At 60.7% G+C, this 10,277-nt stretch carries 13 protein-coding genes; 3 read left to right on the top strand and 10 right to left on the bottom strand.

Features of this window, described 5'->3' with window-relative positions; genetic code table 11:
* The coding region (locus H8R02_RS30095) for a hypothetical protein (RefSeq protein ID WP_222622599.1) at positions 1-287 on the top strand (287 nt) is incomplete at its 5' end.
* A 16-nt stretch (positions 288-303) separates the two neighbouring features.
* On the top strand, positions 304-1,080 hold the full coding sequence (locus tag H8R02_RS22380) for a restriction endonuclease (RefSeq protein ID WP_187083712.1): 777 nt from the start codon (positions 304-306) through the stop codon (positions 1,078-1,080).
* A gap of 67 nt (positions 1,081-1,147) precedes the next feature.
* Here the strand turns inward: H8R02_RS22380 and H8R02_RS22375 are convergent, their stop codons facing one another.
* The 6 genes from H8R02_RS22375 to H8R02_RS22350 all read right to left on the bottom strand — a co-directional run bounded on the left by H8R02_RS22375 (position 1,148) and on the right by H8R02_RS22350 (position 7,181).
* On the bottom strand, positions 1,148-1,447 hold the full coding sequence (locus H8R02_RS22375) for a nucleotidyltransferase family protein (protein WP_222622598.1): 300 nt from the start codon (positions 1,445-1,447) through the stop codon (positions 1,148-1,150).
* Between the two features lie 80 nt (positions 1,448-1,527).
* On the bottom strand, positions 1,528-2,475 hold the full coding sequence (locus H8R02_RS22370) for an SIR2 family protein (protein ID WP_187083711.1): 948 nt from the start codon (positions 2,473-2,475) through the stop codon (positions 1,528-1,530).
* A 273-nt stretch (positions 2,476-2,748) separates the two neighbouring features.
* Entirely contained in the window at positions 2,749-3,906 is a 1,158-nt protein-coding gene (locus H8R02_RS22365; RefSeq protein WP_187083710.1) for a DGQHR domain-containing protein, read from the bottom strand.
* The gene (locus H8R02_RS22360; RefSeq protein WP_187083709.1) at positions 3,903-4,538 is read right to left on the bottom strand and encodes a hypothetical protein; all 636 of its coding nucleotides are present in this window, start codon (positions 4,536-4,538) and stop codon (positions 3,903-3,905) included. The genes H8R02_RS22365 and H8R02_RS22360 overlap by 4 nt, the downstream gene beginning before the upstream one ends.
* Before the next feature lie 13 nt (positions 4,539-4,551).
* Positions 4,552-5,376, bottom strand: a complete 825-nt coding sequence (locus H8R02_RS22355) for a DNA adenine methylase (RefSeq protein WP_187083727.1) — start codon at positions 5,374-5,376, stop codon at positions 4,552-4,554.
* Positions 5,377-5,402: 26 nt separating this feature from the next.
* Positions 5,403-7,181 carry a glutamine--tRNA ligase/YqeY domain fusion protein gene (locus tag H8R02_RS22350; protein ID WP_187083708.1) on the bottom strand — a complete coding sequence of 593 codons (1,779 nt, stop codon included), beginning with the start codon at positions 7,179-7,181 and terminating at the stop codon, positions 5,403-5,405.
* Between the two features lie 116 nt (positions 7,182-7,297).
* On the opposite strand from H8R02_RS22350, the gene H8R02_RS22345 reads away from it, so the two are divergent.
* Entirely contained in the window at positions 7,298-7,582 is a 285-nt protein-coding gene (locus tag H8R02_RS22345; RefSeq protein WP_187083707.1) for a hypothetical protein, read from the top strand.
* 74 nt (positions 7,583-7,656) lie between these two features.
* Here the strand turns inward: H8R02_RS22345 and H8R02_RS22340 are convergent, their stop codons facing one another.
* The 4 genes from H8R02_RS22340 to H8R02_RS22325 form a co-directional block, all read right to left on the bottom strand.
* Entirely contained in the window at positions 7,657-7,842 is a 186-nt protein-coding gene (locus tag H8R02_RS22340) for a hypothetical protein (RefSeq protein WP_187083706.1), read from the bottom strand.
* A 328-nt stretch (positions 7,843-8,170) separates the two neighbouring features.
* On the bottom strand, positions 8,171-8,950 hold the full coding sequence (locus H8R02_RS22335) for a LytR/AlgR family response regulator transcription factor (protein WP_187083705.1): 780 nt from the start codon (positions 8,948-8,950) through the stop codon (positions 8,171-8,173).
* Positions 8,947-9,984 carry a sensor histidine kinase gene (locus H8R02_RS22330; protein ID WP_187083704.1) on the bottom strand — a complete coding sequence of 346 codons (1,038 nt, stop codon included), beginning with the start codon at positions 9,982-9,984 and terminating at the stop codon, positions 8,947-8,949. Before H8R02_RS22330 ends, H8R02_RS22335 begins: the two co-directional genes overlap by 4 nt.
* Entirely contained in the window at positions 9,981-10,274 is a 294-nt protein-coding gene (locus H8R02_RS22325; RefSeq protein WP_187083703.1) for a 2TM domain-containing protein, read from the bottom strand. The genes H8R02_RS22330 and H8R02_RS22325 overlap by 4 nt, the downstream gene beginning before the upstream one ends.
* Positions 10,275-10,277: the final 3 nt, after the last annotated feature.

Below are 10,277 nucleotides of genomic sequence, written 5' to 3'. Positions count from 1 at the left end.
CACCGCGTCGTGCGTTCGTCGCAAGCGACGCCCGCCGCCGTGGACATCTCTGCACCGTTGGCAACCCGCACGGAATCCACTTAAAAATCGGGGAAAGCTGTTCAGACAAGCGGAGCCACTTCTGTCCGATGGTGCAGCGTGCACGCAAGGCGCACAACCTCCAACTGGTGGAAGAACTTTGTCTAAGCCCATTGATACTGAATATGCGTTGTTGGTACTCATCCAATTTGGAAGTGACGAAGTGCTGGTGGAAGTTGAATGTGACGGCTACGATGGACGCCGAGTAGTTGGGAGACAAGCAGGATGGGGAGAAGAAAGAACGGCGCGGCTGACGCACTCTTCGAGTTGTTCGCGCTGTTGCCCTGGTGGGTCGGCGTGGTCGCTGCAATCGTCAGCTATCTCGTACTCCACAAGATTGCCGGCATGCCGATCGGCAAGGGAGCCACGCCTGCCGAACTTTCGGGCCTGCTCCAGCGGTCCGTGTTTGCAGGATTGGCGACTGTGGGACAGTACATCGTCCCGCTCATCTGCATTGGAGGCGCCATCGCGTCGTTCTTCGGGCGACGCAAGCGCGGGCAGCTGGTGACCGACGTTGCCTCGAAGCCTGACGCCTCCGCGCTCAACGGGATTTCCTGGCGCGAGTTCGAGCTCCTTGTTGGTGAAGCATTTCGATTGAGGGGCTACACCGTCGATGAGATCGGGGGTGGCGGTGCGGATGGTGGAGTCGACTTGGTCCTCCACAAGGGTGGGCACACCTTCTTTGTCCAGTGCAAACAGTGGAAGACCTCCGTGGTGGGTGTGGAAGTCGTGCGCGAGCTGTTCGGCGTGATGGCGGCGCGAAAGGCGGATGGAGGCTTTGTCGTGACGTCAGGGCGCTTCACGCCGGCAGCGAAGGACTTCGCGCAAGGCAAGCGGCTGCACCTCATGGATGGCGAGGAGTTGCACCAGATGCTCCGCAGCGTTCGTGGAGTTCAACCAGGCGCCGCGCGCTCCGTCGAGCCGCCTTCGTGCCCGCGATGCGGCGAATCGATGATCCTTCGGACGACGTATAGAGGCGCCAACGTCGGCTCGAAGTTCTAGGGGTGCACGAAGTTTCCGGCGTGTCGAGGGTCGAGAGACGCGTAGCCTAGTTGGCCTCCAAACAAGATCAAATCTCCCGCGCCTCGCGCAGCACACGCTCTCGGATCTCCGGCGGCAGTGCGCCCGGCGTCAGGACGTCCACTTCTCGGCCGAGCAGTTGCCGGTACTCGACACGGAGGGCACCGATATCGATCAGCGTGGTCTTTTCCGTCGGCGTGACGAGGAAGTCGATGTCGCTCTCCGCTGTTTCTTCGCCTCGGGCAACCGAACCAAAGACCTGGACCTTCACGCAGTGCTGGTGCACCGCGATCTCGCGGATGCGATCGCGGTGGATGGTGAGGAGGTCGGAGCAGAGCACTTCGGACATTTGACTCGGTGATCGAGTGACCCCGTCCAGCACCCCTGTCAGAACTGACAGGGAGCAGACACCGCAACGGGTTGGTCTTTTTACGCTAGCACATGAAGCAGACTCGCATACTCCCTCAGTGCCCTCAAGCAGTCCACGTCGTCGTCCATCATGTGCACTTCGCACTGTGTTGACGAAACGCGCTGCTTTGCAATGTGACGCTCGGCGTCCGTCATGCCGTACGACGTCGCGTACGCCGTGTGACCTTTTGAGCCGTCTCCGACTTTGATATCTTGAAACGCCAATCGATGGCAGTTCATGTCGTCAAAGCCAAACCCAAGGAACACGGTTTGCTTCGCGACGCTGATCATCTTTTCGCAACCATGGTCACGCTCCGGTCGCGTGTTGGGTACAACGCGCAACCTGCTCACGGCATGCTTGATCCGGCTCACATCAACCGCATCGCCAAAGCGGTAGCCATGGCCAGGCTCGTAGTCCCCTAGATCACCGTACATGTGAAAGATGGGGAACTCCTGCACGATTTCCTGCGCCGCATCCGGGTTGAGGTTGAACGTGTACTGGATACTTGTTTGCAGGAAGTTCTCGACGGTCCTATCGTAGTTGAACGTAATGAATGCGACAGTATTCAGCGGAAGAAGTTTGGGATCGTTTACTTCAAGGCACATGCGCTGCCACAAATATCCCAACCAATTGCTATCTCCCCAGGCGTCCTGATCGGGATTGATGTACAGCAGGTCACGGTTCTCGCTCGGCATGAGCGCTGCAGCAATCGCGTGAAGGCCGACATCGTGGAAGTCCGGCCGGCGGGCCAGAAAGGCGTCAATCGAACTCTGGCCTGAATGCAGAAATTCGTAGGCAAAGTTTCTGACGGTACTTTCTGGAAATCCGCACGCTTCTACGAGCTTCGAGAGTGGTGTACTTCTCCGCAAGTCGCGACATAAGACCGACCGCAAGCCGGCCCCAGACGGCAAACCGAAGGGGCAGCTAGCTCCTGCCCCCAAGATGAACAGCAGGGTATCTGGAATCATGACCTACTTCCGACTTAGTTGTTGCTGCTCGGCAATTTTGGTCAAAAAAACCGCCGCAGGGTTAGCGCTCAGCGTTCTCGGCTCCCAGAGCTCCCCCTCCACGAGTTCAACGGGCGTCCAGAAGGGCATCTGAGGGACTAGCCCTAAGAATCAGCCCAGGCAATCTAGGGGCGACTACTGTCGAAACCGACGTTTTCACACTGTCAACACAGCGCACAACGCTCGCGAACGCTGTTCAAATCGGTGCTCAGAGCTGCACAGCCGTCTCGCCAATCAATGAGAGAGACCCATTTCCGCAACGATCTGACCATACAGCGCGCTTTCGCCACTCGTGCCAGGTTTGAAATTATCCACAGTGAAGTCTTCGTCTCGAATCTTCACCCGTGAGAACAATCGATCGAACTCGTCCTTCTGCGGGAGCTTCTTGTGCGGCTTCAGCACACGGCATATCTGGCGCAAGACGCGCATCAAAGCGCGAAAGCCATTCGTTCGATTCAGGATTACTCCGCGCTCGTCAGCGTCCCATGCGACAGGCCATTTTTGCTTCACGGAGCAGAAGTACCTGAACAGAATGTCTGCGATCTTAAGATCATCCGCACCTACGAAGAATGGGCGGAACGGGTGTTTCTCTATCTCGGCTTGGCTCGGAGGCTCAAGACGCTGACCCCGCTTCAAAATGTCCCGATCCACAGTCGGGTTCCCCGTGATGAACGGCAGCAGCGCTTCGACAAATGTCGCTTGGGTCAACAGCTCGGTATTGCGTCCCGGTGTTGCGGTGCCAAGTCTCTTGATGCGATGGAAGAGCGGACTTGCTGGAGTCTGGTCAAGTGCTACTGCAATGTTGTGGCAAGTCTTTTGGGGGCTAGGCGTCTTCGCCAGCTCCGCGAGATCGTATGCGAGACTCCGATTAACCTTTGTCTGCGCCAAGTTGACGGTTGAAAAGATGTATGCCTGATCCTCAATGTCAATGTCGATGAAGATGCTTACGTTGACATCAAAATTGTTCTCAGGGTAGTCAATCAAACCGGCGATTCGATGCTGCCCGTCAAGTACCTTAGCGATGTTTCTGTAAAAGATCGGGTCCAGGTCATCTTGCGGGTTGGGATCATTTCTCAAGGTCAGAGTCCCTGACTTTTGGTCGTACTCCGCGCAACGACTCTCGATAGCCAAGATTACGGCTGTGGGAAAGCACGCGTCAATCGTTCGAACATACTGCTGCAGCTCGTCGACTCGCTTTTCGTTCAGGGGCCGCTGAATGCCAAGGTACGTCTCAACGTCACGCTCCTTGAGCATTCTGCGCACGTCGAAGTATGTGATATCGCACAGGCGCTTGGAAGGCATTGAAGCAATCAGGAACTCGCCGATTGGCTGCCGAACCATGAGCGCCGGCACTGTGAAACCAACCGGACGTTCTTCAATGTTAGATGTCATGCGCGTTCTCCGCCCAAGTTGTTCTGGAACGCGTCAACAAAACTTGCTTGATCCGTTCGGAGTTCGCTCTCGACCATGGATCGAAAGTCGTCGACAAAGTTGTCTTGTGGTGCTCGTAGCTCGCGCTCATTCACCGAAGGCATTCGCAGCTTGTGGTACAGAATGGCCAAAAATCTGAAAGCGAAAGCCGCAAGCGTTAGAAAGAGAGAGAACTGATAGACAAACTTGACGTCCTTGATCCCGCCAGCTTTCATCACGGCGAACAAGGCAGCGCAGGTGACGATGATCAGAGAGACTGTCGTCGAAATCAGTAGTTTGTGTGGAAATGGCTCAGCTTGCTCAGGATCATGGAGCGTGAGATAGAGAATGGGCGCGAGCATCGAAATAGTGAATACCAGGAGTTCGCCATTTCGAAAGGTGTCTTCTGCCAACACAAAGAAGTCCTTGCTTCCGCTCGCTTCCTTGATGACGTACAGAACAAGCGCACCAAGAATGAATGGCAAGACTGACCATGCCACGAGATAAGAGAACTCGTAGAGCGCTGACAAAAACGTAGTGAGATTGCAGCGAAACAGACCGCCAATAAGCCAGGTCCGAGACATGTGCATGCGTACTTCTTCTGACCGTGTCATTGCCCCTCCGCTTTCAAGAAATCAACAGTTCCTCATACCTTCCGCGATGAACCGACGATGCCGCGAGCACGCTGGCACGCTCGACGACGTTCATCCGGAAGCCTCCCGATGCATACAACTTCCGTACTGATTCATGGTTCGCATTGGTAATCACCACTCTCGCTCCACGTTTTTTTGCCCGGAGCAAGGTGTCGAACAAGCGGAGCTGATCGGCCCACGAAAACAGAGAGTCGTTGTACTTTATGAAGCCATTTAGGTTATGTTTGACCGTATAGGGGGGGTCGGCAAACACGACGTCGCCTTTACCTGCAGTGTCTATCGCCACTTCAAAATCAGAACAGACGATCTCAGCTCGTTTCAACATGCGCGAAACTGCTCGCCAATCATCGTCAGGAAGAACGACCGACGTTTTCGTGCCGATCGGTACATTGAACTCGCCTTTTAGATTTACTCGATAGAGCCCGTTCCAACATGTGCGATTCAAGTACACGAATCTGGCTGCTTGCCTGTGCGGGTTGGTGGGTGCGTAATCCCGCATCGAGTAGTAGTATTCGTCCGAATGGTTCTTCTGGTGCTCTTGAAGCAGCTTGGCGAGCTGGGCCGGGTCGGACTGTAGAACTTGGTAGACGTTGATGAGTTCGGAGTTCTTGTCACTCAGTAGCGCGCGCTCTGGAAGGAGTGAGAAGTAGACGGACCCGCCACCTAGAAAAGGTTCCACATACCGGCCCCGTACGCTCCCGATAATCTCGACCACCTGCGGCGCCAGCCAGCGCTTTCCTCCAGCCCATTTGAGGAATGGTCTTATCTCGCGTTCCTTGTCCTTGTCCCCGAATCTCATCTGCACTCCAGTTCTTCTTCTCGCAGCTAGCGGCCCCAACTATCCTTCAATCCGGTCACTCGGTTGAAGACGTACTTCCCCTCTCCACTTTGTTGTGGAAGAGAAAGGTGCTCTTTGCGATCCGCGACAAAGTACCCGTGCCGTTCAAACTGAAAGTTCTCCCCCCCATGCGCAGCGCGCATTGATGGCTCGACATACGCCGTCATCGTCTTCAGCGACTCCGGATTCAACTCCTCCAGAAAATCCTTCTCCCCCGCACCCGGCTGCGGCACGCTGAACAACCGGTCATACAACCGCACCTCCGCCTTCACCCCATCCGCCACCCCCACCCAGGTGATATTCCCCTTCACCTTCACCGCATCCGCCCCCGGCGTCCCACTCTTCGTATCCGGCACCAGCTCCGCCTGCACCTCGTACAGCTTCCCGGTCGCATCGAACAACGCCCCCCGGCACTCCACCACATAGCCGTACTTCAAGCGCACCTTGTTCCCAGGGAACAACCGAAAGAACCCCTTCGGCGGCGGATCCTGGAAATCATCCCGCTCGATCCACAGCTCCTTGCCGAACATGAACTCCCGCTTCCCCCGCTCCGGCGCATGCGGATGCACAGGCGCGGAGCAGGGCTCCAGGTGCCCCGCCCCCATCAGCTCGTCCCAGTTCGTGATCACCAGCTTCACCGGATCGAGAACGGCCATGGCACGAGCAGCCTTCGGGTCCAGGTCATCGCGCAGCGCACCTTCCAGCGTGGAGTAGTCGATCCACGAATCGGCCTTGCTCACGCCAATGCGCTCGGCAAACAGCCTCAGGGATTCCGGCGTGTAGCCACGGCGACGCAACCCCACAATGGTCGGCATCCGCGGGTCGTCCCACCCGCTCACATGCCCCTCGTCCACCAGCTGCCGCAGCTTGCGCTTGCTGGTCACCACGTACGTCAAATTCAACCGCGCAAACTCGTACTGCCGCGGGTGCGGCGGCTCGATCAAGCCACCTTCCTGCAGCCGGTCCAGCAGCCAGTCGTAGAACGGCCGCTGGTCCTCGAACTCCAGCGTGCAGATGCTGTGGGTGATGTTCTCCAGCGCATCCTCGATCGGGTGCGCGAAGGTGTACATCGGGTAGATGCACCACTTGTTGCCCGTGTTGTGGTGCTCCGCATGCTTGATCCGGTAGATCGTCGGGTCGCGCATGTTGATGTTGGGGCTGGCCATGTCGATCTTGGCGCGCAGCACCGCGGCGCCGTCTTCCAGCTTGCCATCGCGCATCTCGCGGAAGCGCGCCAGGTTCTCTTCGATGGATCGCGAGCGATACGGTGAGTCGACGCCGGGGCGGGAGAAGTCCCCGCGGTTCACCCGCATCTGCTCGGGCGTCTGTTCGTCCACGTACGCGCAACCGGCCTCGATCAGGTACTCCGCCGCGCGGTACATGAAGTCGAAGTAGTCGCTGGCGTGGTAGTCGTGCACCGTGCCGTTGGCCTCCCAGCTGTAACCCAGCCACTTCACCGCGTCGCGGATGGCGTCGACGTACTCCTGCTCCTCTTTCTCGGGGTTGGTGTCGTCGAATCGCAAATGGCACACGCCGCCATAGTCCTGCGCCAGCCCGAAGTTCAGGCAGATGCTCTTGGCGTGCCCGACGTGCAGGTAGCCATTGGGTTCAGGGGGAAAGCGGGTGCGGATCTTCGCGGGGTCGGGCCCGCCCTGGTCGTGATGCTGCCGGTCACCGGGGCTGCCGCCCCACTTGCGCTCTGAGTACGTGCCTTGCTCCAGGTCTTTCTCGATCACCTGGCGCAGGAAGTTGCTGGGTTTTTCCATGACGTAACGATTTTGTCATGGCGCGGTGCAGCACCCCGGAGGCCGGGTTACGTCCGGCAACGGGTTTGACTGTGCAGGGGGTATCCGGCCATGCGCTTCCCTGCGTTAATGAAGGCATGAAGAAACGCAGTCACCTCTTCCTCGCGGCCGCTGCGGCCGGGCTGCTGGCGCTGGGCGCCGGCGCCGCGCAGGCGCGCACCAACGTCAACCTCTCCATCGGCATCGGCGCACCGCTGGCGGCACCGGTCGTGGTCACGCCGGCCCCCGTGTACTACGTGGAGCCGGCGCCCACGGTCTACTACCGTCCCGCACCCGTCTATTACGCGCCCGCAGCCGTGTACTACGTGCCGCCCAAGGGCCACTGGAAGCACCGGCACAGGCACCTGCACCGGCACTACTGAGCAACCCAACCAACCCTGGTTCTCGTTCTCCAAGCCTCGCCCCCGCAACCCGGGGGCGTTTTTTATGGCGTGGCCTAACGCGGCTCGCGCCGGTTGCCGGGCTTGCCGTCCGGCTCGCTGCCCAGCTGCGCGCCTTGCAGCAGCTCTTTCGCGCGCAACTGCGCCCGCAGGTACGGCCGCACGCTCTCGCTGCCGTAGCCGCTGCGCCCGTCGTCGCGACTTCGTCGCTTGCCCCGGTTGGGTTGGTTTCCGTCTCGCATGGTTCGTCCCCGTTCTGTATCTACAGAGTAAGGCGCCGCAACAAAGCTTCATGCCGGAGCGGTCCGGTCGAGCAGGTCGGACAGTGCCGACCCTGCCATTCGGACAAAAAAGAACCCCCAGGCAAGCCTGGGGGTAACAATGCCAGTCGCGGGACGGAGGGCCGGACCAGCTCACCCCGGAGGAGGAGGGGACTCAGAGGAGTCGGGGTGACCTTTGGCCGCCACAGGTGGCGGGCATGGGTGTAGTAGAGCCGGTGGGCGCCCACGGCCGTGTAGGACAAGGCCCACAGAGGCTGCCAGACGCCTCCCCCATTTAAGGCGTCCCTGCCTACATGGCCTTGAACAGGTGGGCGTAGAGCCGGCTCACCGGCAGCTTCTCCGCGGGGCGGCCCCGCAGCGTGAGGTGCAGCTTGCCGGCCTCGTCGCGGTGGACCGCGTCGATGGCTGTGGCGCGCACCACGGTGCCGCGGTGGATCTGCCAGAAGGTGTCGGCGTCCAGCTGCGGCAGCAGGTCCTTCAGCGGTGTGCGGATGAGGTACTCGTGGGCTTCGGTCAGCACGCGCACGTACTTGTCGGCGGCCTCGAAGTACAGCACTTCCTCCAGCGGCACCATGCGGATGCTGGTGCCGACGCTGGCCTGGATCACCTTCAGCGCGGGCTGCTGTTGCTGCGGCGCGGCGAGCAGCTGGCGCAACTGCCCGAGCGTGGCGTCCATGTTGTTGTTTCTTTGCGCCAGTTGCTCGCGCAGCTTGGTAACCGTCTTTTGCAGGCGGGCGGGCTGCACGGGCTTCAGGACGTAGTCGGTGGCGTGCGTCTCGAAGGCCTGCACGGCGTACTGGTCGTAGGCGGTGACGAACACCAGCGCAGGGAAGGGCGTGCCCTGCGGCCATTCGTCCGCGAGTTCCGCGGCGGCTTCGAGGCCCGATTGGCCCGGCATGCGGATGTCGAGGAAGAGCACGTCGGGTTTGTGCTGCAAGGCGGCGGTGACGGCCGATGCGCCATCGCCCACGGTTTCGACGATGGTGAGCTCCGGCCATGCGCGTGTGAGCTCGGCTTGCAGCGCCTGCGCGAGCAAGGGTTCGTCTTCGGCGATGAGGGCGGTGGTCATGGGGCGATGGTGATGAGCGCGCGGGCCCCTTCGCCGCTACGCGCTTCGAAGCGCATCGTCGCGCGGTCGCCGTACAGCGTCGAGAGGCGCTCGCGCACCTGCTGCATGCCGAAGCCCTTGCCGGTGGGCGGCGTGTCGCCGGTGCCGATGCCGGTGTCGGCCACTTCCAGCACCAGCGATTCGCCTTCTGCGCGGGCACGCACGTCGATGCTGCCGCCGCCCACCTTGGGCTCCAGCCCGTGCTGGATGGCGTTCTCCACCAGCGGCTGCAGCAGCAGCGTGGGCACCTTCTTCTGCGCCAGTTCGGGCGGCAGGTCCAGCGTGTACTTCAGGCGCGGGCCCATGCGGACGGCCATCAGCTCCAGGTAGTCGCGCAATCTCTCGAACTCCGCTTCCACCGGGTGCGTGGTGCTGCGCGACGCGGCCAGCGTGGCACGCAGGTACGCGATCATGTGGTCCAGCATCTCCTGTGCACGCGCAGGGTCCACGGCGATCAGCGCCCGCAGGTTCGCGAGCGTGTTGAACAGCATGTGGGGCTCGAGCTGCGCTTCCAGCAGCTTCAGCCGCGCTTCGTTCGCGTGCCGCCGCGCCTCCGTCATCTTGCGTTCGAGGTAGGCGCCCTTGTTCTTCGCGTAGAAGTAGTAGCTGCCCGCAATGCCCGCGAGACCGGTGATGAGGATCGAAGTGCGCAGCTCCGCCGAGCGGTCCACCACCGTCACACCGGAGTACCAGCCGAAGTAGCGGCACAGCACGTCCGCCACCGTCGTCCCGATGAAGTAGCCCAGCACGATGCCGCCCGCGACGAGGGCCACGCCGGCCCATCCCTGCGGCCAGCCCGTTTCGGCGGACGAAGGGAAGAAGTCGCGGCCGAGGTCGATGATGGCCCACGTGCTGGTCGCGATCGCCACCGAGTAAGCCGCGCCTGGCGCATACGGCCGGTCCGGCAGGAAGGCGTACTGGATGGTGCCGATCGCGAGGCCGTACGCCACCACCTGCAGCATGTTCTGCAGCTTGGCGAGCCAGTCGATCCTCATGGTTGTCTATCGCGCTCGCGCAGCAGCCGCTCGCGCTCGCGCTGCACCATGCGCTGGCGGATGGTGCTGCCGCCGCCCAGCACGAACACGGCCAGGCCGTGCATCACCAGCCCGAAGCCCCAGCCGAAGAGCGGGTACACGGACCACGTGCGCCCGGAGAACTCGGCACGCGCGTAGATGAACAGGTTGACGCACACGAACACCGTGGCGTGGATGAACCACCCCATCTTGGCCCCGGCACGCTTGCGCGCCAGCGCTTCGATCTCCTCGTCCGACAGGTTCGTGCTCATGCG

The organism is Ramlibacter albus (assembly GCF_014297445.1).
Taxonomy (GTDB): domain Bacteria; phylum Pseudomonadota; class Gammaproteobacteria; order Burkholderiales; family Burkholderiaceae_C; genus Ramlibacter; species Ramlibacter albus.
This window is presented reverse-complemented; position numbering and strand designations above follow the sequence as displayed.